The sequence below is a fragment of the Niabella aurantiaca DSM 17617 genome, assembly GCF_000374125.1.
GTDB lineage: Bacteria > Bacteroidota > Bacteroidia > Chitinophagales > Chitinophagaceae > Niabella > Niabella aurantiaca.
Genome location: NZ_KB893627.1, coordinates 37,172 through 61,969, shown reverse-complemented (window position 1 = coordinate 61,969; position 24,798 = coordinate 37,172). Strand labels below are relative to the sequence as shown.

The 24,798-nt window shown below is 49.3% G+C and carries 20 protein-coding genes and 1 tRNA gene; 11 read left to right on the top strand and 10 right to left on the bottom strand.

All coding sequences use genetic code 11. The annotated features are described in order from the left end of the window. Positions 1-99: 99 nt before the first annotated feature. Positions 100-1,290: a pyridoxal phosphate-dependent aminotransferase gene (locus B160_RS0108245; protein WP_026309629.1), complete on the bottom strand. Its 1,191-nt coding sequence runs from the start codon at positions 1,288-1,290 to the stop codon at positions 100-102. Between the two features lie 233 nt (positions 1,291-1,523). On the opposite strand from B160_RS0108245, the gene secDF reads away from it, so the two are divergent. The 5 genes from secDF (at position 1,524) to B160_RS0108210 (ending at position 12,397) form a co-directional block, all read left to right on the top strand. Next, a complete protein-coding gene (secDF, locus tag B160_RS0108235) occupies positions 1,524-4,670 on the top strand; it encodes a protein translocase subunit SecDF (RefSeq protein WP_018627423.1) in 3,147 nt (1,048 codons plus the stop codon). Positions 4,671-4,978: 308 nt separating this feature from the next. Beyond that, the gene (locus B160_RS0108225; RefSeq protein WP_018627421.1) at positions 4,979-7,393 is read left to right on the top strand and encodes a TonB-dependent receptor; all 2,415 of its coding nucleotides are present in this window, start codon (positions 4,979-4,981) and stop codon (positions 7,391-7,393) included. 130 nt (positions 7,394-7,523) lie between these two features. Further along, positions 7,524-8,564, top strand: coding sequence for a DUF6807 domain-containing protein (locus tag B160_RS0108220; RefSeq protein ID WP_018627420.1), 1,041 nt, complete (start codon positions 7,524-7,526; stop codon positions 8,562-8,564). Between the two features lie 368 nt (positions 8,565-8,932). Then, a complete protein-coding gene (locus tag B160_RS0108215; protein ID WP_018627419.1) occupies positions 8,933-10,252 on the top strand; it encodes a M16 family metallopeptidase in 1,320 nt (439 codons plus the stop codon). A 66-nt stretch (positions 10,253-10,318) separates the two neighbouring features. Then, entirely contained in the window at positions 10,319-12,397 is a 2,079-nt protein-coding gene (locus B160_RS0108210; protein ID WP_018627418.1) for an insulinase family protein, read from the top strand. A gap of 195 nt (positions 12,398-12,592) precedes the next feature. Here B160_RS0108210 and B160_RS0108205 read toward each other — a convergent pair whose 3' ends face one another. Then, complete coding sequence (locus tag B160_RS0108205) at positions 12,593-13,582, bottom strand: hypothetical protein (RefSeq protein ID WP_018627417.1); 990 nt, start codon at positions 13,580-13,582, stop codon at positions 12,593-12,595. 107 nt (positions 13,583-13,689) lie between these two features. Between B160_RS0108205 and B160_RS0108200 the strand changes: the two genes are divergently transcribed. After that, the gene (locus B160_RS0108200) at positions 13,690-14,358 is read left to right on the top strand and encodes a metal-dependent transcriptional regulator (protein ID WP_018627416.1); all 669 of its coding nucleotides are present in this window, start codon (positions 13,690-13,692) and stop codon (positions 14,356-14,358) included. Continuing rightward, complete coding sequence (locus B160_RS0108195; RefSeq protein ID WP_018627415.1) at positions 14,351-16,243, top strand: Nramp family divalent metal transporter; 1,893 nt, start codon at positions 14,351-14,353, stop codon at positions 16,241-16,243. The genes B160_RS0108200 and B160_RS0108195 overlap by 8 nt, the downstream gene beginning before the upstream one ends. Before the next feature lie 146 nt (positions 16,244-16,389). On the opposite strand, the gene B160_RS0108190 is transcribed toward B160_RS0108195, so the two are convergent. Then, positions 16,390-17,034, bottom strand: a complete 645-nt coding sequence (locus B160_RS0108190; protein WP_018627414.1) for a rhomboid family intramembrane serine protease — start codon at positions 17,032-17,034, stop codon at positions 16,390-16,392. Between the two features lie 56 nt (positions 17,035-17,090). Further along, positions 17,091-17,564: a 23S rRNA (pseudouridine(1915)-N(3))-methyltransferase RlmH gene (locus B160_RS0108185; RefSeq protein WP_018627413.1), complete on the bottom strand. Its 474-nt coding sequence runs from the start codon at positions 17,562-17,564 to the stop codon at positions 17,091-17,093. A 100-nt stretch (positions 17,565-17,664) separates the two neighbouring features. Here B160_RS0108185 and B160_RS32095 point away from each other — a divergent pair, with 100 nt between their 5' ends. After that, complete coding sequence (locus tag B160_RS32095; protein WP_157557960.1) at positions 17,665-17,805, top strand: hypothetical protein; 141 nt, start codon at positions 17,665-17,667, stop codon at positions 17,803-17,805. On the opposite strand, the gene B160_RS0108175 is transcribed toward B160_RS32095, so the two are convergent. Both B160_RS0108175 and B160_RS0108170 read right to left on the bottom strand, forming a co-directional pair. Beyond that, positions 17,806-17,879, bottom strand: a tRNA-Arg gene (locus B160_RS0108175). A 174-nt stretch (positions 17,880-18,053) separates the two neighbouring features. Beyond that, positions 18,054-19,322, bottom strand: a complete 1,269-nt coding sequence (locus B160_RS0108170; protein WP_018627412.1) for a sialidase family protein — start codon at positions 19,320-19,322, stop codon at positions 18,054-18,056. Positions 19,323-19,534: 212 nt separating this feature from the next. Between B160_RS0108170 and B160_RS28720 the strand changes: the two genes are divergently transcribed. Together B160_RS28720 and B160_RS0108160 are read left to right on the top strand one after the other, a co-directional pair. Beyond that, positions 19,535-19,828 (top strand): hypothetical protein, encoded by a 294-nt coding sequence (locus tag B160_RS28720; protein ID WP_018627411.1) that lies wholly within the window; start codon positions 19,535-19,537, stop codon positions 19,826-19,828. 30 nt (positions 19,829-19,858) lie between these two features. Further along, on the top strand, positions 19,859-20,332 hold the full coding sequence (locus B160_RS0108160; protein ID WP_018627410.1) for an Hsp20/alpha crystallin family protein: 474 nt from the start codon (positions 19,859-19,861) through the stop codon (positions 20,330-20,332). 155 nt (positions 20,333-20,487) lie between these two features. Here B160_RS0108160 and B160_RS0108155 read toward each other — a convergent pair whose 3' ends face one another. The 3 genes from B160_RS0108155 to B160_RS0108145 form a co-directional block, all read right to left on the bottom strand. Next, complete coding sequence (locus tag B160_RS0108155) at positions 20,488-21,573, bottom strand: metallophosphoesterase (protein WP_018627409.1); 1,086 nt, start codon at positions 21,571-21,573, stop codon at positions 20,488-20,490. 105 nt (positions 21,574-21,678) lie between these two features. Next, positions 21,679-22,482, bottom strand: coding sequence for an META domain-containing protein (locus B160_RS31940; protein ID WP_169540018.1), 804 nt, complete (start codon positions 22,480-22,482; stop codon positions 21,679-21,681). A gap of 312 nt (positions 22,483-22,794) precedes the next feature. Further along, positions 22,795-23,148 (bottom strand): single-stranded DNA-binding protein, encoded by a 354-nt coding sequence (locus tag B160_RS0108145; protein ID WP_040679644.1) that lies wholly within the window; start codon positions 23,146-23,148, stop codon positions 22,795-22,797. A 326-nt stretch (positions 23,149-23,474) separates the two neighbouring features. Here B160_RS0108145 and B160_RS0108140 point away from each other — a divergent pair, with 326 nt between their 5' ends. Then, positions 23,475-23,732: a hypothetical protein gene (locus B160_RS0108140; protein WP_245562167.1), complete on the top strand. Its 258-nt coding sequence runs from the start codon at positions 23,475-23,477 to the stop codon at positions 23,730-23,732. 117 nt (positions 23,733-23,849) lie between these two features. Here B160_RS0108140 and B160_RS0108135 read toward each other — a convergent pair whose 3' ends face one another. Continuing rightward, positions 23,850-24,764, bottom strand: coding sequence for an SMP-30/gluconolactonase/LRE family protein (locus B160_RS0108135; RefSeq protein ID WP_018627405.1), 915 nt, complete (start codon positions 24,762-24,764; stop codon positions 23,850-23,852). Positions 24,765-24,798 lie beyond the last annotated feature (34 nt).

The following is a 24,798-nucleotide window of genomic DNA, read 5'->3' as shown; positions in this document are numbered from 1 at the left end:
CGGATGACGCCTGGAACCTAATGGTGCTCTGCGCTAAAAATAAAGGACCCCCGTTTCCGGGCGTCCTTCTTAATCTTCAGCAGCGAGCTGTCATTTCATTTATTTCAACTGCGCCAATGCCTTTTTGATGCGGCTCCAGCCCTCTTCAATCTTTTCGAGACTGTTCGCAAAGGAAAAGCGGACACAATTCGGCTCTCCAAAAGCGGCACCCATTACAGACGATACATGCGCCTTATTCAGGATATACATACAAAGATCCGCAGAATCTTTGACCGCCGTTTCCCCGTCCGACTTTCCAAAATAGCTGCTCATATCCGGGAAGATATAAAAAGCGCCATCCGGCTCGGTACAGGTAATACCCGGAACATCGCTGATCAGTTCCATCACGCGTTTTTTCCTTCGGGTAAATTCGTTTGTCATTTCAAGGGAAGCTGTAAGGTCCGCGGTCAGCGCCGTTACCGTTGCCTTTTGCGCAATGGTGTTGGTTCCGCTGGTGATCTGCCCCTGCAGCTTTTCCATTCCTTTTGCAATTTCTACGGTCGACGCCGTGTACCCGATACGCCAGCCGGTCATGGCAAACCCTTTTGCCAGCCCGTTTACAACGATCACCCGGTCTTTGATGGCATCAAATTGTGCGATGCTTTCATGCTTGCCTACGTAGTTAATATACTCATAGATCTCATCAGAAATGATGTAGACCTGCGGATGCTTTTTAAATACTTCCACCAGGCTGGCCAGCTCCTCCTGGCTGTAAACAGCCCCTGAAGGGTTACAGGGAGAAGAGAACAGGAAGGCTTTGGTATTGGGGGTAATGGCTTTTTCCAGGTCGGCTGCAGAGATCTTGAGCTTCTGCTCCACCGTTGTCCGGATCTCCACTACCTTACCCCGGGCAATTTTCACCAGCTCGGAATACGTTACCCAATACGGAGTGGGGATGATCACCTCTTCTCCATCGTCAACCAATGCGAGGATCACATTCGCCAGGCTTTGCTTGGCCCCGGTAGAGATAACGATCTGCTCCGGCTTGTAATCCAGGTTATTATCTCTTTTCAGCTTGGTACAAACCGCCTCCCGGGCATCTAAAAAGCCGGGCACCGGTGAATAGTGGCTCCAGTTGTCATGAATGGCCTTAATGGCAGCCTCCTTGATGTGCTGGGGCGTATCAAAATCGGGTTCACCCAGACTCAGATCGATCACATCAATCCCCTGGGCCCTCAGTTCGCGGCCTAACTTGGCCATTTTCAGCGTTTCAGGCTCGCTAAAACGCTGCAAAAGAGAAGATAACGACATTTTAAACGTTTATGATTGATTTTTAAACAAATTCAGGCAAATTTAGGGGTTACAAAGACAGCTTCGAACTTCAAATCCGAAAAAATCGAAATATTCTATAAAAAGCGGGTATAAACAGAAATTTATACAGTAGAAAACCCGTGTATAAAACCAAATCCACTATATCGCTATAACCCTTATCTTTGCTGCCTTTAAATTCAAAAGAGGAACCAAAGATTAAATAACAAAAACGTATGCAACTTAAAGGACTGGTTAGATTTTTTACAATCTTACTCATTATCTACTCACTCTACCAGCTGTCATTTACATGGTTTGTCCGCAACCACGAAAAGAAATTGGAAACGATTGCGCACAATTATGTAAATGCGAACTACCAGACTGCTGCCCAGAAATTCCCCTCCAATAAAGACTCGCAGGAGGTGTACCAGGAAAAGCTGAACCAGCTCTACAACGATCGCCTGACCCGTTTAAAAGACAGTACGAAAGACGAAACCATCACTTACGGAATCACCGGTGCCATCAGCTACCAGAAAGCGAAAGAAGAAGAGCTCAACCTTGGCCTGGATCTCCAGGGCGGGATGAACGTTACCATGGAAGTGGAAATGAACGGATTGCTGCAGACCCTTGCCAACGATTCAAAAGACCCCAACTTTTTAAAAGCGCTTGCAAATGCTGATAAACGCAAAGGGAACAGTGATGCCAATTTCATTACCCTGTTTGTAGAAGAGTTTAAAAAATTAAGCCCCAATACGCCCCTTGCCTCCCTTTTTGCTACCGCAAACCGCGAAAGCTTAAAAGTAACCGATAACGATGCCAAGGTAACCCGGTTCCTCCAGGAGCAGGCCAAAGCGGCTTTTGACAATACAGCCCGGCTGATCACTACCCGTATCGATAAATTCGGGGTGGCCCAACCCAGCATCAACCCGGATCCCAGCAAACAGATCATTTCTGTAGAATTGCCGGGTGTTCAGGATAAAGAGCGGGTACGTAAAAACTTACAGGCCTCCGCCAACCTGCAGTTCTGGGAAGTGTATAACATTTCTGAACTGTGGGGCAATCTTCAGAAGGCGGATGAGATCTACTTCGCCCAGAATTCCGGCAAATCTGCAAAAGACAGCACGGTTAAAGCCGATTCTGCAAGTGTAGCTGCCGGCGCGGTTGCCCAAACGGACTCTGCAAAAACAGCAGGAACAGATACGGCAAAAAAATTACAGGATCAGCTGTCACAATTAGCCAATGCGGATAAGAACGCTGCTAAAACAGGAGACGCCGCTGCAAGCCAGCAGCAGGAACTGAAAAAGCATATCTGGGGCACACTGATCCCCCCGGTAGATGAGCGGGGTTCATTGTCGGATATGGGCATCATCGGACAGGTGAATATTAAAGATACTGCGGATGTAAGAGCCATGCTTACGGCACCAGCCATCCGGTCCCAGTTCCCTTCCGAAATTGCCTGGATGTATGGTATGCCGGATAAGATCGGCAACAAGAAAAGCAATATGGTGGCCCTTTATGCCATCAAAACCAACGGACGTGATAAAGCCAAACTGGAAGGGGAACACGTAACCAATGCCGGCGCCGACTATGATCAGACCGGTAAAACCAATGTATCCCTTGAAATGGATGCGATCGGAAGCCGCGTATGGGCCGATATGACCCGCGCCAATAAAGGTAAACATATCGCCATTGTAGTAGACAACCAGGTGTATTCCGCTCCTGTTGTAAACGATGTTATCGAAGGCGGCCGTTCCAGCATCTCCGGCAGCTTCAGCGCAGAAGAAGCTAAGGATCTGGCCAACATCCTCAAGATCGGTAAACTGCCGGCACCGGCCAAGATCGTATCGGATGAAACCGTAGGACCTACCCTGGGTGAAGCAGCGATCAAAGGCGGACTGATGTCCTTTACCATCTCCTTTATTGTGATCTTCATATTGATGCTGATCTACTACAATACCAGCGGATGGGTGGCCAATATTGCATTGATCCTGAACCTGCTGTTCACTGTAGGCGTACTGGCCGGTCTGGGCGCTACCCTCACCGCACCCGGTATTGCCGGTCTGGTGCTGACCATTGGTATGGCGGTAGACAGTAATGTAATCATTTATGAACGGATCAAGGAAGAGCTGACCAAGGGTAAGAGTTATATATCGGCCATCAATGACGGTTATAACCGGTCCCTGGCACCGGTGCTGGATGGTCACGTAACCACATTGATCACGGCCTTTATCCTGTATTACTTCGGGTTAGGACCGGTGAAAGGTTTTGCAACCACACAGATCCTCGGTCTGCTGCTTTCCCTGTTCTGCGGGATCCTGGTAAGCCGCTGGGTAACTGATTGGTTCACCAACAAGAACCGCCACCTGAAATACTTTACCGGTCTGAGCCGCAGTATCTTCAAGCACAGTGCTTTTAAATTTATTGAGTTCAGGAAAATCGCTTACGGCATCTCCGTAGTGATCCTGCTGTTATCGATCGGTACCATTTTCCACGGCTTCGACTATGGTGTGGAATTCAATGGTGGACGATCCTTCCGGGTAGACTTTGGTAAAAAAGTAGACGTAGAAAAAATACGGGATGATGTGAAGGTTGCCTTTAATGACGAAAATCCGTTCATCAAGACCGTAGGCGACGCCAGCGCACTGGACATCACCACTTCCTACCTCATCACTGATCCGAATACGACCAGGGCCGACTCCGTCGTAGCCCATAAGCTGTATGACGGATTAAAAAATCATCTACCACCGGGAACCAGCTTTGAGCAGTTCGATACACAATATAAAATAGGTACCAAAAAGGTATTGCCCACCATCTCTGATGATCTGAAGAGAGGTGCTGTTACAGCAACCGTGCTGGCAATACTGGCCATCTTCGTGTACATCTTCCTGCGGTTCCGCGACTGGAGGTACTCTTTGGGTACGATCTTCTCGCTGCTGCACGATGCTCTGGTAACGTTGATCGTGTTCTCCTATGCAAGAGAATGGGTGCCTTTCCCGCTGGAAATTGATCAGCATTTTATTGCGGCGATCCTGACGGTGATCGGTTTCTCCATGAACGATACGGTGGTGGTATTTGACCGGATCCGGGAAGATGGAAGACTGTATCCGAACCTGGATCAGAAAACGCTGGTGAATAAAGCGATCAATGATACCCTGAGCCGTACCATTATGACCTCCCTCACCGTGTTCATTACCGTGCTGATCCTGTTCATTTTCGGAGGCGAGGCTGTAAGAGGGTTTGCCTTCGCCATGCTGATCGGTGTGGTTACCGGGGTTTACTCTTCTATCTTTGTAGCAGCACCGGTACTGGTAGACCTTAGAGGAGGCCTCTCCAGAAAAGGAAAGAGCAACGCTGCTGTTAAAGTACAGCCGGAGCATCATTAAACAAAACAGATAGCATCTATCAATAGAAACCGTATCAGGATCTGATACGGTTTTTTCATTTTTCCCAGGTCCCCTCCGGAAACCCCGAAAAGAAAAAAGTCTCACCGGCCATGGCCTGCGTCGCGGTCAGTGTTTCACCGACCGGACGATAAGTTTATAAAGACCCTTTTGACACCGGTTCATTACCAACCGCCTCTTTTGCACCATCAACTGCTGATTTTTTCCTGATCCCGTAACTTCTTTTCCTGATCCCGTAAACGTTTTCCTGCTTCAAAAAATAGATTTGCGCCGTCTAAAATAAATCTATAATGAAGCAAAAGCATACCCTCCTACTCCTTTGTTCCTTTTTGATCACCTCTTTTCTTATGGCGCAGTCCGGAAAGATCAGCGGCGTCATTACCACATCTGACGGTAAACCTGCGCCGTATATCACCGTTGCTATACGGGGTACACAACAAACATCCCTGAGTAATGAAGAGGGCTATTATGAAATAAAGAATATAAAGCCCGGGAACTGGACCCTGTCCGTATCCGCCGCAGAAGCTGCTCCCCAGGAACGGGCCATTGTGATCGCTAAGGGAGCAATGCTCACCGAGCATTTCGTCATTAAGGAAACGGCCCGGGAACTGGACGCGGTATTTGTCAACGCGCGCAAAAGCACCGAACATGCATCCGTAAGCCTGCGTCTGAAAACATCACTGCTGGAAACGCCGCAGAACATACAGGTAGTAGATCAGGCAGCTCTGGCGCAACAACAGGTGATCAGTATGAGCGACGGACTGGTGCGGAATGTAAGCGGCGCTACAAGAGTAGAGCACTGGGGCGATCTGTATGCGAATATTACTGCCAGGGGCTCCCAGATACAGGCATTCCGGAACGGCTTTAATGTAGTGGCTTCATACTGGGGGCCGTTAACAGAAGATATGAGCTTTGTGGACCGGGTGGAATTTGTAAAAGGACCAGCCGGGTTCATGCTGGCCAACGGCGACCCAAGTGGTTTGTACAACATCGTTACCAAAAAACCGACGGGGATCACAAAAGGCGAAGTCAATCTTACCCTGGGAAGCTTTGATCTGTACCGGGCCGGCCTGGACCTGGACGGAAGCCTGAGCAAAGACAAAAAATTATTATACCGTTTAAACATAGCGGCGCAGAACAGAGGCTCCCACCGCAATTTTGAATACAACAACCGCTACATTATTGCCCCGGTAATCTCCTACCAGCTGGATGAAAAGACCAAAGTAACGCTGGAGTACAACGGCCAGTTCGCAAAGATGACCGAGGTAGGCTCGTATTATATATTTTCCAGATCCGGCTATGGCACTTACCCCCGGAACCTGACTTTTACCAATCCCGGCCTGCCTCCTACCAGGATCAACGACCAGAGCGGTTACCTTACTTTCGAGCATGCTTTTAACCCCAACTGGAAGCTGACGGCACAAGGCTCCTACTTCCGGTACAACCAGGCCGGCATGAGCTCCTGGCCCTCTCTTATGGACTCTGTTACCGGTCACCTGATCCGGAACATCGGTCTCTGGGATGCAAAAAGCAATATGGCATTGGGCCAGGTATTCTTAAACGGAGAGTTCCGCACCGGTACCGTCCGGCACCGGATTTTAGCAGGCGTGGATGCCGCCGACAAAAAATACTATGCCGACTGGGGGCAGTCGCACGACCTCGATACCCTGGGCGCCCTGTTTGATCCGGAAAATCCCGGCTATGGCGTTCCAGACAACGGCTACCCGGTCTTTGACCGGAGCAAGCCGCTGGAAGAGCGGGCAATTGCCGCAGGCGGGATCCAGACCCAGCGGTATTCCAGCATTTATGTACAAGACGAACTGGCCTTTTTCCGCGAGCGTTTAAGACTTACCCTTGCCGGCCGTTACACTGATGTAAGCCAGATCTATGGCACCGGTACAGATTTTTCAAAAGCCAGGCATTTCACCCCAAGAGCGGGTCTGAGTTATTCGATCGATCAGACCCTTTCTGTGTACGGTTTATACGACCAGGCTTTTATTCCGCAGACCGGTGTACTTACCAACGGAGGAAAACTAAAACCGGTCACCGGCAATAATATGGAACTGGGCATCAAAAAGAACTGGTTCCACAACCGCTGGATGACCACGCTTTCCGTTTACCGCATACTAAAACAAAATGAATTGACAGCCGACCCCCAATCCGACCCCGGCGCGCCTACCAGCATTGTGCTGGGAGAAAAAGTAGCCAGGGGTGTTGAGCTGGACATAAGGGGCACGATCCTTCCGGGATTTACCGCTATGGCCAACTATGCCTTTACAGAAGGCCTTATTACGAAAGTAGCTCCCGGCGCAGCCGGCCTATATACCGTAGGTCAGATCGTACCCGGCTACGCCAGGCATACATCCAACGCCTGGTTCTCCTATGAGTTGCAAACGGGGGCATTACAGGGCCTGGGCCTTTCCGGAGGAGTCACGTCTCTTATTGGCCGCTACACCGGGTGGTCCATTGAAGGACAGCAATTGCCCGATTATTTAAAACTGGACGGCGGGTTGTTCTATACACGGGACCGATACCGCTTCACGCTGAATGTCTTTAATATCCTTGACAGCTACCTCTATACCGGCTCGTACTACGAAATGCCTTCGATCTATGGCGACTGGAGTCAAGCCTCGTTAAAACCGGCCTACTATTATCAGACCGAACCACCGCGCAATATACGGTTCAGCGTAAGCTACCGTTTCTGATCCGGACCGTTCATCTTAAAAACTGCTGTCTGCATTCTTATATGTCCTGCGGACGGCGGTTTTTCTTTTTCATCCCGTTGCCGGCCTTTCTTATCTTTGATCTTCTTAACGATCTTTCAAAACAAATGATATGAAAAGTAATTTTCTGGCCCTGTTCCTGCTATATACCCTCGCCGCCACCGCGCAATCTTCTGAAAAAGGCTTTGCCCTGGTCGCACGCCCGGATCAGAAACAGGTAGATGTCACCTATAACGGGCACCTGCTTACGGCCTACTGTTATACAGACTCCATTGCCAAACCATTCCTCTACCCCGTCAATACCCTCGATGGCATTACCGTTACCCGCGGGTTCCCGGTAAAGACCATACCCGGCGAAAGCACCGACCATCCGCACCACGTGGGCATCTGGATGAACTATGAATCGGTAAACGGCATTGATTTCTGGAACAACTCCTCGGCCATTCCTGCTGCCAAAAAGGATCATTACGGGACCATTCTGCACAAGAAGATCCTGAAACAGACCGCATCAAAAAACCAGGCGCAATTGCAAACCACGGCAACCTGGGTCAACCATTCCGGCGAACCCTTCCTGAACGAATCCACCACGTATTTTTTTGAAGTAAAGGACAACCGGTTTTATATAACGCGGTCTACGACACTGACAGCGCTGGACAAACCCATGGTATTTAAGGACGTAAAAGATGGATTCTTTGCCATCCGGCTTGCCAAGGAGCTGGAAATGCCCTCCGCCGAACCCCGGTCATTTACAGATAACCAGGGAAACGTAACAAAAGTAAAAGCCTCCGGCGCCAATGTACCTACAGGCATGTACTATGCCTCCAACGGGCTCAAAGGCGATGCAGTATGGAGCAGCCAGGGTACCTGGGCCATGCTGAAGGGAAAAAAAGACGGTGCGCCCATATCCATCGGTATGTTCGATCATCCTTCCAATACCGGTTACCCCACCTACTGGCATGCGCGCGGCTATGGGCTCTTTGCCCTCAACCCCCTGGGCCGGTCCGTATTCAGCAAGGGTAAGGACGCTCTAAACCTTACGCTTCAGCCACACCAGTCAAAAAAATTCACCTACCGCATCGTCGTTGCACAGCAGGATCTTTCTGATACCGAAATGAAAAAAATGGAAGCCGAATTTAAGCAAACGCGATATTGACGATTTCGCGGCTGATTTAAATAGCAGGAGCAAAGAGGCACGTAACGGCATTAAGATTTCCCGCAACAACGCTAAGGGCGGTCGCAGCGTTAATACCTGTTTTTGTAACGCCTGATGCCTTCGGGTATCGGCTATTTATTTCCCGCAGGGACGCGGGGGTTCCCTTGACGGCACAGTGATTTCCTGCATGCAAAGGATCGCGGGGCAAACGGTTGATCAATTCCCAGTTCCTCCGGGATCCCCTTTGCCGAACGGCGCATGTTTCGCAGTTAATGAAGAAAATATAATATCTTCGGGCCGGAAAATTGTCCATTAAGACAGTAACTGTTTAGCATGCTAATCGATTTCCATTTAAAAAAAATACACAAATGAAAAAAAGGTTGATTACTGCCTGTATGGCGGCGGGGTTCATGATCTCCTCCGTTGCGGTCAGGGCACAGAAAGTGGAATTCACCGAATACAAGCTGAGCAACGGGCTTCATGTGATCCTCCACCAGGATAAATCCGCGCCCGTTGTAGCCGTTTCTGTGATGTATCATGTAGGATCAAAAAATGAAGTAAAAGGCCGCACCGGTTTTGCCCATTTCTTCGAGCATCTTTTATTTGAAGGCTCACCCAACATCAAACGCGGCGAGTTCATGAAATATGTGTCTGCAAATGGCGGACAGAATAATGCCAATACTTCATTTGACCGCACGTTCTATTATGAGGTATTCCCCTCCAATCAGCTGGAGCTTGGCCTGTGGCTGGAAAGTGAGCGGATGCTGCATCCCATTATTGCCGACTCGGGTGTTAACGTTCAGCGCGAAGTTGTAAAGGAAGAGCGGCGGACACGCTATGAAAATACGCCTTACGGGGGATTGCTGGCAGCAGTAGCAAAACGGTTGTTCCGCAATACGGTTTATGAATGGATGCCCATCGGATCCATGGAAGATCTGAACCAGGCAAAGCTGGAAGAATTCATCGCCTTTTTTAAAAAATACTATGTGCCCAATAATGCCGCCCTGGTCATCTCCGGTGATATCGACATCCCCAAAACAAAATCCCTGGTGCAGGCTTATTTTGGCGAAGTGCCCAAAGGAACACCGGTAGCACAACCCGAAGGCGCCATCCCGCCGCTGACAACGGCGATCATCGATACCGCCTATGATGCCAACATCCAGATCCCGGCCTTGCTGGTGGGTTATCGCTCCGTTCCCCTGAAATCAAAAGAAGCAAAAACCTTCAGCCTGATCTCGTCCATTTTATCCGGTGGCGGCAGCTCGCGGCTCCTTAAAAAAATGGTAGACGAAAAAAAAGAGGCCCTCACCATTGAAGCCTTTAATCTGGCGCTTGAGAATGGTGGCGGCTATATTGTATTTGCCCTGCCAAACGGCGCTACGCCCCTGAATACCCTTCTGCAGGATATTGATTCTGAGATCAAAGACCTGCAAACCAATTTGATCAGTGAAAAAGAATACCAGAAGCTGATCAACCAGGCCGAAGATGCATTCGTAGGGCAAAACACAACCAACCTGGGTGTGGTAAACAACCTGGCGGATGCCTATACGTTCCAGGGTAACACCAACGCTGTAAATACGGAGCTGGATGAAATACGATCGATCACCCGCGAAGACATCCGGGAGGTGGCAAAGAAATACCTGGGAGAGAATCAGCGACTGGTCCTTTATTATTTACCCAAAAAATAACCGCAGGTACCCGGAGCGATACATATACTATTATTGGCCATGCACCATTCACCCAACTTACAACAAATGAAAAAATATATACTGATAACAGCTGCAGCACTGATGATGCAACCTGTTACTGCACAAAAAATAGACCGGACCCATGCTCCCAAGGCAGGACCGGCACCGGTTATTAAAATAAATGACCCGGCAACCTTTATCCTGCCTAACGGCATTACTGTGCTCGTCGTCGAAAACAAAAAAGTTCCGAAGATCTCCGCAACCTACTCCATTGATGCAGGTCCTATTACCGAGGGCAGTAAGGCGGGCGTAACAGAACTGATGGGGGCCATGCTGAATGAAGGAACTCAAAAGCAAACCAAAGCCCAGTTTGACGAAGCCGTAGACCAGATGGGCGCCAGTGTGTCCCTCAACGCCGGAGGCGGAGGCGTTTCTGCGCTGAACCGGTATTTCGACAAAGCATTTGAATTGTTCGCCGAAGCCTTACAGCAGCCGGCCTTTCCGCAGGAATCCTTCGACAAATTAAAATCCCAGACCATCACGGGTCTGAAAGCACAGGAAAAGGATGCCAAGGCCATTGCAGGCAGGGTGACCAATGCCCTGTTATATGGGAAAGACCATCCCCTGGGTGAATTTGAAACAGAAACGAGTGTCAATGCCCTCACGCTTGAGGACGTAAAAAGCGCCTATCAAAAATACATTACCCCATCCCGGGGCTACCTGGTCTTTGTGGGGGATATTACCCCGGCAAAAGCCAAAGCCCTTGCTCAAAAAGCGTTTGGCTCCTGGAAAGGCACCTCCCTCTCCTGGCCGGACCTTGCCCTCGTCAGCAACCCCGGCAAGACAGAGATCAACCTGATAGACGTTCCCAATGCCGTACAGTCGGTGATCACGGTTACCAATTTAATTTCGCTTCCGCTGAGCAACCCGGATTATTTTCCGGCCATCCTTGCCAACAACATTCTTGGAGGCGGCGCCGAAGCAAGGCTCTTTAAAAACCTGCGGGAAAAACACGGATTCACGTATGGCGCCTACTCCCGTATAGGCAGCGGACGTACACAGGCCGCCTTTTCTGAAAGTGCCTCCGTGCGCAACGCCGTAACGGATAGCGCTGTTACCGAATTTCTGAACGAGATCAAACGCATGCGCACGGAAAAAGTATCGAACGAAGAACTGAAGAATGCCAAAGCGCTTTACAACGGAAAATTTGCACTGGGTACGGAAAATCCGGAAACCATTGCTACTTATGCGCTCAATATTCTTACCAACAGGCTTCCCAAAGACTTTTACCGTACCTACCTGCAAAAGATCAATGCCGTAACCGCTGATGACATCCTGCGGGTAGCAAAAAAATATTTCAATTATGACAATACCCGTATTGTGGTAACCGGTAAGGCCGGCGAAATAAAAGACGGCCTGCTAAAGCTGGGCCACCCGGTAAAAGAATACGATAAATTTGCAGCTCCCGCAACAGCCCAAGCTGCAACGGCACCCGTTGCCGGGGTAAAAGCTGAAGACGTGGTCGCCCGATATCTTACAGCAACAGGAGGAGCAAATGAATGGGGTAAAATAACGGCTGTGTCCGCCAAAGGGACCATGACGATGCAGGGCATGAACCTGAACGTTGTCATGAAAAACAAGATACCCAACCTTTCGCTTATGCAGATCTCCATGGGCGAGAATACGGTAATGAAACGGGTATTTGATGGAAAAGCAGGGTACAGTATGCAAATGGGACAAAAAAAAGCAATGACCGCCGGCGAGATCGCAGACGTAAATGAGAATGGCATTATTCCTCAGCTGGAATACAACAAGGGAAAATACAAACTTGAACTGGCCGGCGCCGAAAAGATAGAAGGCAAGGATACCTACAAAATAAAAGTAATCAAGCCGTCCGGAAATTCAGCAACGGAATATTACGATGTGAAATCGGGCCTGCTGATCCGGCAAGATAACACGGTCACTGCAGAAGGGCAGGAAATAGCGCAGTCAGTAATTTTTTCTGACTATATCAAAGAAGGCAGCATTCTTTTTCCGAAGACATTTGTCACTTCCGTTCAAACGCCGATGGGTACCCAGGAGTTCACCATAACCCTCAAAGAAATAAAGCTGAATGAAGGCGTAAGTGCGGAAGATTTTAAATAAGATCAAAGCCTCCTGATCGTAAAAGCGATGGATACCAAAAGTAATCGTATCCTGATGGCGCAGCCCTTTCAGATGATATGGTTATTTCCTCACGGATGCCACGGACGGGCACCGAAGGCTTTGTATCTCTGTGCCCGTCGGTGAAGTCTGTGAGCCTTATACACGCGGTGTATTTCTTTGGGTCATATTGAGCTGTCAGGATCTGGATCTCGCTTTCTCCGGCTCTGCGGTGGCTTTTTTCTTTTCCTTCTTCCGGGGGTATTTGCCATTAAAAGAACATTGCAATGCGCCAAGGCGGGAACCGCAGCCCTCCACTTCCTCCAGGGAAACACTGTTCTTATCAAAGATAAAACGCAGTACACAGGGATCCCCTCCCTGCCGGTATTCGGCCACGGAAGCAGAAGTAAACACCGCGTCCCCTTTTAATTCGCCCACACATTCCTTATCATTTTTTTCCAGATGGATAAAAAAATGGATCCGCCCTTCGCGCTGCCCGTCGCGGATGGAAACCAGGTTCATTTTGCTGTTGCCATAGTCGCCCGAATACTTTTGCTTGCGTTCCAGCGTATCGATCGGGTTGATCAGCTCCGTAAAGCCGTCTCCCAGACTGTCCGTCATGATCAGCGAAAAATTCTTCGCTGCGCTATTCAGTACAAAAACATCGTGCCCGCTTATTTCAATACCATTGGGTAAGGTTTGCGTGAGGTCTTTACTGATATTCAGCCGGGAGTCAATGGTCACCCTCACCGCCACATTGGTATTCCGTGTAAGCTTGATCACCGGAAACCCCGCGATGAACTGTTTCTTTTTATCGTGGGCGGTGATCAGCAGCACCTTCCGCTCTTTATCAATTCCCCTGGTCAGCAGGTAGCGCTCTCCGTCACCGGCCTCCACAGCGCCCACCGGATAATAACGGGGACGGGAAGTCGCGCCAAAAGCCTTCTGTGTGACCGAATCCGGTATGAACTGGTGCAGGACCTCAGGGGCAATGCGGAGTGAGTCATTTTCCCTTGCAGGAAAGGACGTATCGCTAAAGGTAAAAGGAAGCGATAACGCCGGGTATGCCTCCATGAATTCTTCAATATTCACCACATCATCCCCGGTCATTGTCTTTTTCTTCTTTCCGCCACAGGCCACAAATAGGATCGCAGCGACGATCAGGAACCAGTATAAAGGTTTACGCATACATATGGATTATGCAACAAAATAAATAAAATCCCAGCATCTGCATAAAAAAATAAATTTTGACCGCTTGTTCTATTTTTTTTAGATTTGTCTAAATTTTTATTTAGATGTTATTAAACCTTTCATATACGGAAGAAAATTATATAAAGGCCATTTACCGCCTGGAACAGGACGGGAAACCGGTAAACACCAACGATCTGTCGGAACAACTGAGAACGGCCGCCGCTTCTGTTACGGATATGCTCAAAAAGCTAAAACAGAAAAAAATAGTGCATTATAAAGCCTATTATGGGTGTAATCTTACCGACAATGGCCGGAAGCACGCGCTGATGATCATCCGGCGGCACCGTCTGTGGGAGTATTTCCTGTCAAAAAAGCTGGGATTCAACTGGGATGAGGTGCACGACATTGCCGAAGAGCTGGAACACGTGGGCAGTACCAGCCTCATCAACAAGCTGGATGCCTTTTTGGGCTATCCCCGGTTTGACCCGCACGGAGACCCGATCCCGGACGAACAGGGCCATATCATAAAGCTGCAAAACAAGTTGTTATCTGCAGTGCCGCTACACACCCCGGTTGAAGTGGTACAGATCGGCGATCAGTCGGCCAATATACTGGAGCTGCTCAATGAAAAAAATATCCGGATCGGCACCATCCTGGAGATCCGCAAGCGGTTTTCCTATGACCAGTCCCTGGAAATAAAAGCAGGCGGCAAACAGATCACCCAGATATCAAAAGAATTATCACAAAATATATTAGTACAGGAGCATGAATAGGCATCATTCCGACATCTCGCTGAGCGAGGTACATCAATCCGTAGATACCACCCAGACCAATAAGCCCAAGTGGCGGCGCATTCTTTCCTTTTTCGGGCCGGCTTACCTTGTAAGCGTGGGCTATATGGACCCCGGGAACTGGGCTACGGACCTGGCGGGGGGCAGTCAGTTCGGCTGCAGCCTGCTATGGGTGTTGCTGATGAGCAATCTTATGGCATTGCTGCTGCAGAGTCTTTCGGCCCGGCTGGGGATCGTGCGGCATAAAGACCTTGCCCAGGCCAACCGGGAGACCTATCCCAGGGGGGTTAACTTTATCCTTTATCTGCTGGCAGAAATAGCCATTGCCGCCACCGATCTGGCCGAGGTGCTGGGTATGGCGATCGGCTTGCAGCTGCTGACCGGCATGCCACTGATGTACGGCGTGCTTATCACTGTGCTGGATACTTTTTTGCTGATGCTCCTGCAACGCTTTGGTATGCGCAAACTCGAAGCCTTTGTCATCGGTCTGATCTTTATTATTGGCATGTCCTTCCTGGTGCAGATCATCATCGCCTCTCCCAACCCGGGAGAAATGGCGTCCGGTTTTGTACCGAGGCTTCAGAACGATGCTGCCCTGTATATCGCCATCGGGATCATCGGTGCCACGGTAATGCCACACAATCTATACCTGCACTCGGCCCTGGTACAGACCCGCAAATTCAAGAACACGGAGGAAGGGATCCGGAAGGCATTAAAATACAATTTCTGGGACAGTGCCATTGCTCTGAACATGGCCTTCCTGGTGAACGCAGCCATCCTGATCCTGGCGGCCACTATTTTCTTCAAAACGGGCAGGACCGATGTGGCAGAGATCCGCCAGGCCTATGAGCTCCTGCCCAGCCACCTGGGCAGCGATTTTGCCTCCAAGCTCTTTGCCATTGCGCTTATCGCAGCCGGTCAGAGCAGCACGGTAACCGGCACACTGGCCGGCCAGATCATAATGGAAGGCTATTTAAAACTGCGGATCAACCCCCTGGTGCGGCGTTTGCTGACCCGGCTGATCGCCATTGTACCCGCAATACTCGTTATCGGGCTGTATGGAGAAGACGAGGTAGACCAACTGCTGATCTTCAGCCAGGTGGTGCTGAGCATGCAGCTGGGATTTGCCATCATCCCCCTTATCCATTTTGTAAGCGACCGGCAAACGATGGGCGCTTTTACCATCAGGCCCCTTACCAAATTTTTCGCATGGGTCATCACAGCAGTGCTGATCTACCTAAACGGCCGGATGGTGGCAGATGCGATTACCGGCTATTTCGCAACCACCTCCTCCTGGAGCTGGAAGCTGCTGATCATCCTTGCCAGCGGTGGGATCCTGACCCTCCTGGGCTACACGATCCTATATCCTTTTCGTAAAAAGCGCCTGTTCCCCAGTTTCTCCCCTGTTCATCCGGAGCCGGCTCCGTTGGATCTTTCGCAAGGCTCCGGGCCCCATAAGACCATCGCCATTGCGGTTGATTTTGGCAAAAACGACAGCGCTCTCATTACGCAGGCGCTCAAACAGGGCAACCTCCAGACAAAATTCGTATTGATCCATGTCGTAGAAAGTGTGGCCGCCCGCTTTAACAACCGGGAAATAAAGGACCAGGAATCCAAAACCGACAAGGCATATTTAGACGGGTATGCCCGGCAGATCCGGCAAAAAGGATACAAAGTGGTATGGGAACTGGGCTATGGAATTGCATCACGGGAGATCCCAAAAATTGTCAACAGCCAGCAGGCCAGTCTTCTGGTTATGGGCGCCCATGGCCACAAGGGCCTGAAAGACTTTATCTATGGCAGTACCATCAATAATGTACGCCACCGCCTAAAGATCCCGATACTTATTATCGGCAGTAAGATCTGAGCGGTCAGCAATACAGGATTGAGATTTCAGAATTGAGCATCTGCGATCAATTCAGAAATTGAAAGTGTGGAAACGTGAAAATCAGCCACCATGCATGAGACCGATCCAACGTTGAACTGAAGCGGCAAATCCCGGACCATTACTGATCACCCCCGGATATGGCGGATAAAGTTCTCAAAAACGGGGAACTGGCCTTTTAGCCCCACAAACAAAATGACAAAAACGATCCCAAAGATGGCGCCCCATAAATGCGCTCCATGATTGATGCGTCCGCCGCCCTGCCGGTCTAAGTATGCCGATATCAAAAGATACAGTCCACCGAAGATCCAGCCGGGGATATCAATCGGAATAAAGATAAAGCGGATGGGAAGGGAAGGATACAGGAGGATCCCTGCAAAGATCACCGAGGAAACGGCCCCCGAAGCGCCAAGGCTTCTGAACGCATAGTCATCTTTATGCTTGAAATAGTCCGGTATGCTTGCAATGATCAGCCCGCCAATATACAACCCGGCAAAATAAAGCGGGGCGTCGGCGCCAAAAATCACCGGGTTCCCGAATAGCATGGGCGACTCCAGGAATTCGCCAAAAGTAAACAGCGCTATCATGTTAAACGCCAAGTGCATCAGATCCGCATGGATCAGCCCATGTGTTAAAAAGCGGTAGTACTGGTGGTTTCGGGAGATAGCAGGTCCAAAGAAGATAAGATTATCAATAACTTTCGGGCTGCTGAACCCTCCTAATGAAACGGCTACTGTGATCACCGTGATAATGAGTGTAACGGTTATTTCCATCGGCTAAAAATAGCGACATTTTTCCCATTTCTCAAATCTCAATGTTCTTTTCAAAATTAAGAATGATGGTATTTCTCGTTTTTCATGATCGTACAGGCCCGGTATACCTGCTCTGCCAGGATGAGGCGCACCAGCTGATGCGGGAACACCAGTTGCGACAGGCTCCACAATGTATTCGCCCTTCGCAGAACGGTTTCATCCAATCCGTAAGCACCGCCGATCAAAAAGATTATACGCCGGGTTCCGGCATTGGCCCGGCCCTGCAAAAAAGCAGCAAGCCCTTCTGAGGTCAATTGACGCCCCCGCTCTTCCAGGGCCACGAGATAATCCTCACGGGCTATTTTCGGCAGGATGATCTCAGCCTCTTTTTTCTTTAATTCTTTCGGAGCAAGATGCGCCGCTTCCCTGGGCACGGGGATCAATTCCCATTTCAGCCGGAAATAATTCCCGATGCGACCGGAAAATTCCTCCACCCCTTCTTTTACATATGCTTCATGATTCTTTCCCAGCGCCCAAAAGGCAATTTTCATGTACGATGCTTTTAAAAATGGTGATACCGTTCAAAAATTCTAACAAATTTGTCAAGGATCATACCAAAGACTACAGGTGAAAGGAAGAAACCAACGGGTTATGCAACCAAATGGATATGAAACATATAAAAAAGCCACCTCCACCGCTGCCGTTTATACGCCCTGCTGCACTCCGCCCTGCCTGTACAAGAAGCGCTCCGGCATTTTCAAACAAAAAGCCCTGGCTTTCGCCAAGGCCTAGTGACCGCGTCAGGATTCAAACCTGAAACCTTCTGATCCGTAGTCAGATGCTCTATTCAGTTGAGCTACGCAGCCATTTTTGTGGGAGGCAAAGATAGGCATTTCTTTGGTTCCTGCAAAAAACTTTTAGGCTTTTCTTCCGGCGCTTCCGGTAAAATACCAGTCACTGATCCCTTATAAAGATCGACCGACATGATCATTAGCAATGGAACCTTCATAAAAACGCGGGCGGCAAAGAGCAGCCGGCGATCAGGGCTCCTTTCTTTGTGGATCGATCTCTATAATGCTGCCTGCAATATGCCGCGTCCCCTTCCCGATATTATAGTAGTACACCACCAGAACATGCTTTTTATCAAGCTGCACAGACCATGGATACCCCAGGTCCGTGCTGCCGCCATCGGTTCGCAAAATGATCTCTGGTGCCGTCCTGTAATCAGAACAGTCGGCATTCAGTATACGCGCCCTGATACCATAAGGCTGGTGCCGGTAACCATAGGTGATCAACACCCGGTTGTCGGGGAGTCGCAAAGCATGAAAGGGATGGCCTTTGAACCCCATTTTTTCCCATTGAAATGTTTTGCCGCCATCGGTTGACCGGGCAATACAGGCTTCGTCCTCCAAGCCGGCTGTACGCAAAAAAGCTACGATCTCTCCCCGCGGCGTTTCGTATACGGAAGTTTCATTAAAAGAGACTTTTTCATCTTTTGCAACCACCCCCTGCAGCCGCCACGAACGGCCTTTGTCATCAGATATATACAGATAGGTTGAAGTCTTTTTGTTATTGGGCAGCCGGTCCGAGGCCGCCACTACCCAAAAGATCCGCCCGCTTTTCCCTTCATACATGGCCCCCCGGTTATAGGCCGGGATCCTGTTCCCATAAGGGCTGTAATTCAGCTCATCCGGAACGGGAGGTGGATAAACAGGGGCCTGCCAGCTTTTTCCACCATCCGTTGAGCGAAGCACGTATCCGCCCAGAAAAGTTGCATGAGCAGCGTTAAACAGCGGCTTTTTCAATTTTGCTTTTGCATCTTCTTTTAGGAAAGCCCATCCATAGCTGGCGCATAGCAATGTGCCGTCCCTCAGCTGCAGTAAACAGGGATCCTGCGACCCGCCAAAAGGGTTTGCATAAATGAGTGCGGGCTCCCTGCTCCAGGAAACACCGTCCTTTGAAGTAACGGCAACAAGGTAACTATTGGGATCCACATGGTTCGTACTTAGCTCACCGAGTGCCCTGCGCTCCGGTGCTCGCCTGAATGCCACAAACAGCGTTCCGTCTTTCTTCTTTATAACCGACGGGAACGACGAAAAAAACAGGCTATCCTCATAAATGATCATATCCCTGATCTTCCGCACTCCGGCCGGGTTGTTTTGTTGCCCATAAAGGACGCCCGAAAGGAACATCACAACAACCCCCACCATCCCCCGCAGTAGTCCGTTATGCAGGTATTGGGTATTATTTCTATCACAAGGGCAGCCCAGGGCCCTTGCCTTCTTCCAGGAGAGATCGTATCGAAACATATCGTTCTATGGTTTTGTTAAAGATCTGTTTTAAAACAGGTTGCCCCTGCTACTATTCAGCGCAATTATGATATCATCTTTCATCCGCTGCCGATCGGATACAATCATCCGTCGTCACGGCCCTGAAAATACTTTTCTTCTTTTTAAAGTAAAAATAAACGTCCCCCGTCTTCTATAGAAACAACCGTTTTAAAATCATAAAAAGAAAAAAAATGAAACACAAAATCATGTTCCTGCTTCCCCGTCTGGCCGGGTTTACGCTGCTGATCGGGTTGGCTTCGCTGGTATTATTCCTGCTGTTTAAGTTGTTGCTGCTAGCAATTGTGATCGGCGTTATTGTTGCCGTTACCGCAAAAATCGTTTCTGGAGTCCGGGCCCGGTGGGCAGCCGGCAACAGCTCCCTCTGGTCGCAACAAGCACCCGTTGGGGTTGCGGGTAATAACAGCTCAATGCACCCCGTCATGCACCGACAGGCACAAACTCCGGCCATTGTTCCCATTCATTAATTTTATAACCCACACAAAAAATAAAAGATCATGTTTACAAATCAATCCATAAGCGGCCCTACTCAATCCGGGTCCTTCGACCCCCGCTTTAAACAACGCGGATGTTTCTTTGGCAAAAAATTCGGCGGACACGCCTTTGGTGGCGGACACCCCTGGATGCATAAGCTGCATCAGTACATGAACGATGCGAAGCCCGCCAATATTGAAGAAGCTGCATCGGCTTTTATCATTTCCCTATATGCAGCCGGTCTTCAAAAAGAGCATTTTAAAATCTCTGTGAACGAGGATGTGCTGACCGTTGCCTATACCGTGCCGGACAGCGCAGCACCTGGCAATTTCATCTATCAGGAATACCGGCCCGCATCGTTTGAGCGCTCCTTCCAGTTAAGCAATAAAGTGCTTACGAATGAGATCAGCGCCTCCTATACAGACGGTGTATTGAAGATCACTCTTCAAAAGAACCCGGAAACCAATAAACCCGGACAGGAAATAAAAGTGGCATAACTCCTAGGTACCGGCTCCGTTCCCGGATGATTAATAAACGTTCATGTACTCCCAATTTCCGGGGAACGCATGGACGTTTCTTTTCATTTGCATCCATCGTCCATTGCTTCCCGTGCCTTATAGAACAGCAGGCTTCTCTATAAGAACGCCGGCCTTTATTGATAAGCCGGCTCGGTAAACTGGCTGTCTCCATCTGTTTCAAAAATCACCTCCCCGTCCTTTTGAGGAATAAATGTAAGTGCGCTTACGGTTTGTTTGCTCGTATTAAAACGCAGCAGGCGCATAAGCCCGTTGCCACCATTGCGGTCCTCAGCACCCGCATAGGGTGGATTACGGCGCGACTGGTAATCTGTAAGATACGTCTTGATCACATTGTTTTGAAATGTGTCCCTACGAAAAGCTTCTCCGGCAATATGTCCGCCCAGCATCATAAATACATTCGGGTGATGTTTTGCCATCTCGTAAATTACTTTTCCCTGGTTGGTCAGCGGTCCGGGTTTTGTATTTGTTCCCTGTCCGGGCACAAAATTGCTGTTGCTGCTCTTCGGTCTTCCAATTGTTCCATGAGACACGATGATCGCTTTCCGGCCAGGATGCGCCGTTAACACGCTGTCGGCCCATTGCATCGTTGCCGCTTCATAACCCGGGTTATGATATTTATGACCCGGTTGATTGTATACCAGGTAAAGCACCATAAAGCCCTGCCCGTTCGCGGTAAAAAGGTCAAAGTGGTTGTCATTATTGTTGGTGGCTCCCATGCCTCCGCCGTACCAGCTTTTTGTTTTAAAATAGGCTTTCCCAAAATATTTTGAATACCCGGTATTCGGATCCCCCGCCGCCGGTTTGCTATTGGGCGTTTGGTCGTGATTGCCCACTGCCAGTCCGTAAGGGATCTGATACCGGTCAAGACGATACATTTCATTTTTTGCCCGGACCCACTCTTCCTCCGCATTATGATCGGTAATATCTCCGAGGTGGATCACATAAGCTATTTTCTCCGTGCGCCGGTTTTTTGTGATCCAGCTGATCTGGTTCGTAAACATCGACATGTTCCCTCCATGCCGCATAGCGGTATAATACTGGGTATCCGGCAATACAACAATAGAAAAATACGCATCGCCCTTATCTACGCCATAGCCGGTAACCGGTGCCGTGGTTTTACAACCCAGGCCCAGGAATAACAGGAGGCTCAGTAATATCTTCAGCCCTGCCTGCTTCCGTTCTCTTTGCTCCTTTTGCATATTGAAATTGGTTTGGTGCTTTTTTGACGGTTACAAATCAAAAAAGTTTAATCGAAGATTATTTACCGGGAAGTATGGCAGCCCGGGCAGAAGTTTATTTTAAATTCATTTACGAACAAACCGCATCACGGCGATGTCGCCCATAATCAAATGCAGCGTATCACCGGCAACATCAAAATTCGTAACTGTTTTTAATGTGCGGAAAAACGTTGCCTCCCCCGCTCCCTCACATGCCATTTTGGTACTTGCCGGATCCTTGAATTGGATGGCATTCCCATCTATGGTGAATGATACACGGTAACGGTTGCAACTGCTGTTACCGGCAGCATTGGTCTGCGGAAGGTCAAAAGTGATCGTAGGACGTTTTTGAGGATACAACCCTTCAAACGCGATCTTTGCACCGGAAATATAGTTCAGCTCCCAGGTGCCGTTCAGTGCATTGCTTTCCGGGGCTGTACCCGTTGCCCGGAAACGCGCCAGGGGTGCCATCCGTGCCCTGTTCAGGGAAAGCTGGTCTCCGCTTATTGAATAATGATCAGCGGTTTTAAGGGCTTTGATCAGTCCCTGTTCCATATCCATATGTGCACAGGCCATCATTGTCGACGGCCCTGGCGTAAAACGGATCCGGTTATGGTCCTGCAATACAAAGGTTCCGCCCAGGCCATTGCAGCCGGCCGACGCGGAAAAACGGTGATCGCTTTCCTGCAATTGTATGAACGGTTCCTTATTATTGATCTTATCCGGAACAGGTTTACCCGCCAGTTCCACCAGCTTCCATTTCGTTGTAGTAATACCGGCAGCAGGATCATCCGCCGGGGGTTCATTTGGCGAAGCAGATTTCTTTGAGGAATTGCATGCAAAAAGAACCATAACGCTGAACAGCGCAGAGCAGAATATTATTTTTCCCATGATCATTGGTTTACATATGGTGTAGGAAAGTTTAGACACTATAAAGATACGTCAATCGCGGCACTCTTCAGAACGCGGCGTTCTGCGAGGTCTTCAACGCTTTCATCTGTGCTGAATGGGATACACCACGTGATGCAACAGGACAGACCCGGAACGACGTGCCTCGGGGATCCAGGTACTCTGCGAGGCCCCCTGTTACTGTATCTACACCGTCCCGCAAAAATAGCACAGGGTGTATCAACGTCAAAAAAGGGCTGCCAGTAGAGAGGGCAACCCTGTTGATTAGCAACGGCGCTTTTCTATAGAAAGATATTATTCCGCGGCGTTCCGGTGACCGCCGGACAAAAGCAGTAATTCCTGCACCTGTATTTCGGTCGTGTATTTTTTCTGGCCGTTCTTGTCATCGTATTGGCGGTTCACCAGCTTTCCTTCAACCATAACCTCCCGGCCCTTCTCCAGGTACCTGGCGGCAATATCTGCCAGCTTTCCCCAGGCCACCAGGTTGTGCCACTGGGTTTCCGTGACCTTTTCTCCCTTGGTGTTCTGGTAACGTTCATTGGTTGCAATACTGAAACGGGCCATCTTTTTCCCGCTTGCGATCGCTTTTACTTCGGGATCATTTCCTAAATGACCAATCAATTGGACTTTGTTTTTCATTGTGTACATAACATTGGTTTTGGGCCTTGCGGCGATGATCATTGTTTGTTTTTATTCCGGTTGAACCAACAGCGCTATCGGATCAACACTCCAAAATTGCACTACTTTAAAAGCGTTATCCGGTTATTAAACGTTTACTTACGTAAGTAAACGTTTATAAGCGTTTACAAACACTTATAATAGAATAATTTTGTATATTGTACGTAGAAAATCAAATGAATATGCCAAACACCGATGCTTTAGAGAAACTATGCCGCTCTTGCCAGAAACCATTAAAAGGCAGGGCTGACAAGAAATTCTGTGATGATTTTTGCAGGAATCAGTACAATAATTCCATGAAAAGCGGGCCTGAAAAACTCATCCGGAGTATCAATGCCATCCTCCGGAAAAACCGGAAAATATTGCAGGAGCAATTAAAACTAACGGAGAAAACGATAGCAGTGCACCGGGACAAATTGCGATTATCCGGGTTTCAGTTCAAATATATAACCAGCCAGTATCAGACAAAGAAAGGCCTTACTTATTTCTTCTGCTACGACTACGGCTACCTCCTTTTGGAAAACGATTGGTTACTGGTGGTACGAAAGAAGTAAGCGGGATGGATCCATACAGTCCTTTTGGTATTGCAGGTCATTTGCCATAGGATACAGGCCAACGGCATTGTCTGTACGGCTGCCCTGCCGGGGAAAAGACATTCCCGTGAGCGGCTGTTAAAACTTCTTTACGCCCTTTACCCGCATCCGCAGGGTATAGATGCTCGTTCCCGCCGTCATAAAAAGGAGGTCCCGGTTTTTACCGCCAAAACAAACATTCGCCGTCCACCGTTCCGGAACCGGGATATATGCGATCTGCCGGCCTCCCGGATCAAACACGGTGATCCCATTGCCGCTCAGGTAAAGATTTCCTTTTTCATCAACGGTAATACCATCTGCGCCCCGGGGCACGAACACCGTCTTGCCGGAAAGCGTACCGTCCTTATTCACAGAAAACCGGTAGGTCTTGTCGCCTTTAATATCGGCCACATACAGGAGCGCACCATTTCCGGACCCCACGATCCCGTTGGGCTTCACCAGCTCATCGGTAACCACGATCGGTTGCCTTGCACCTTTGGGCAGGTAATATACTTTTTGCGCCTCTATTTCCGGAGCCGTCCGGGTCCAGTACTTCCGCTGATAATACGGATCCGTGAAATAGATCCCTCCTTTTTGATCGATCCAGAGGTCGTTAGGGCCGTTCAGTTTCTTCCCCTGCACATCGGTTAAAAGAGTCGTTACTTTTCCGGCCGGAGTGATCGACCAAAGCTCATTGTGTTCGTCTGCACAGGCTACAATATTCCCCCGGGCGTCCATGTCGAGACCATTGGCACGGCCAGACGCCGATTTGAATTCGGTAAGCGTCCCGTCCAAGTTGTAGCGCCATATTTTATTATTTGGCTGATCCGTAAAGTAGATATTACCGGAACGGTCGGCTACAGGTCCTTCTGTAAAGGAAAACTGTGTACTTACTTTTACCAGCGCCGCGTTTTTCGCGATGATCCTTAAAGAGTCAAAAAAAGGAGTGCCGGGCTGCTGGGCATTTAATACAGAGCCCAGGAACAACAGTCCTCCTAAAATAAAAATCCGCATCCTTATTTTGTTTATTGAACCTTTCCGCCAGGCC

Bases quoted from the DNA above. Each gene is read 5' to 3' on its own strand.
- B160_RS0108245 (WP_026309629.1), bottom strand. From the start codon at position 1,290: ATGTCGTTATCTTCTCTTTTGCAGCGTTTTAGCGAGCCTGAAACGCTG.
- secDF (WP_018627423.1), top strand. From the start codon at position 1,524: ATGCAACTTAAAGGACTGGTTAGATTTTTTACAATCTTACTCATTATC.
- B160_RS0108225 (WP_018627421.1), top strand. From the start codon at position 4,979: ATGAAGCAAAAGCATACCCTCCTACTCCTTTGTTCCTTTTTGATCACC.
- B160_RS0108220 (WP_018627420.1), top strand. From the start codon at position 7,524: ATGAAAAGTAATTTTCTGGCCCTGTTCCTGCTATATACCCTCGCCGCC.
- B160_RS0108215 (WP_018627419.1), top strand. From the start codon at position 8,933: ATGAAAAAAAGGTTGATTACTGCCTGTATGGCGGCGGGGTTCATGATC.
- B160_RS0108210 (WP_018627418.1), top strand. From the start codon at position 10,319: ATGAAAAAATATATACTGATAACAGCTGCAGCACTGATGATGCAACCT.
- B160_RS0108205 (WP_018627417.1), bottom strand. From the start codon at position 13,582: ATGCGTAAACCTTTATACTGGTTCCTGATCGTCGCTGCGATCCTATTT.
- B160_RS0108200 (WP_018627416.1), top strand. From the start codon at position 13,690: ATGTTATTAAACCTTTCATATACGGAAGAAAATTATATAAAGGCCATT.
- B160_RS0108195 (WP_018627415.1), top strand. From the start codon at position 14,351: ATGAATAGGCATCATTCCGACATCTCGCTGAGCGAGGTACATCAATCC.
- B160_RS0108190 (WP_018627414.1), bottom strand. From the start codon at position 17,034: ATGGAAATAACCGTTACACTCATTATCACGGTGATCACAGTAGCCGTT.
- B160_RS0108185 (WP_018627413.1), bottom strand. From the start codon at position 17,564: ATGAAAATTGCCTTTTGGGCGCTGGGAAAGAATCATGAAGCATATGTA.
- B160_RS32095 (WP_157557960.1), top strand. From the start codon at position 17,665: ATGCAACCAAATGGATATGAAACATATAAAAAAGCCACCTCCACCGCT.
- B160_RS0108170 (WP_018627412.1), bottom strand. From the start codon at position 19,322: ATGTTTCGATACGATCTCTCCTGGAAGAAGGCAAGGGCCCTGGGCTGC.
- B160_RS28720 (WP_018627411.1), top strand. From the start codon at position 19,535: ATGAAACACAAAATCATGTTCCTGCTTCCCCGTCTGGCCGGGTTTACG.
- B160_RS0108160 (WP_018627410.1), top strand. From the start codon at position 19,859: ATGTTTACAAATCAATCCATAAGCGGCCCTACTCAATCCGGGTCCTTC.
- B160_RS0108155 (WP_018627409.1), bottom strand. From the start codon at position 21,573: ATGCAAAAGGAGCAAAGAGAACGGAAGCAGGCAGGGCTGAAGATATTA.
- B160_RS31940 (WP_169540018.1), bottom strand. From the start codon at position 22,482: ATGGGAAAAATAATATTCTGCTCTGCGCTGTTCAGCGTTATGGTTCTT.
- B160_RS0108145 (WP_040679644.1), bottom strand. From the start codon at position 23,148: ATGTACACAATGAAAAACAAAGTCCAATTGATTGGTCATTTAGGAAAT.
- B160_RS0108140 (WP_245562167.1), top strand. From the start codon at position 23,475: ATGAAAAGCGGGCCTGAAAAACTCATCCGGAGTATCAATGCCATCCTC.
- B160_RS0108135 (WP_018627405.1), bottom strand. From the start codon at position 24,764: ATGCGGATTTTTATTTTAGGAGGACTGTTGTTCCTGGGCTCTGTATTA.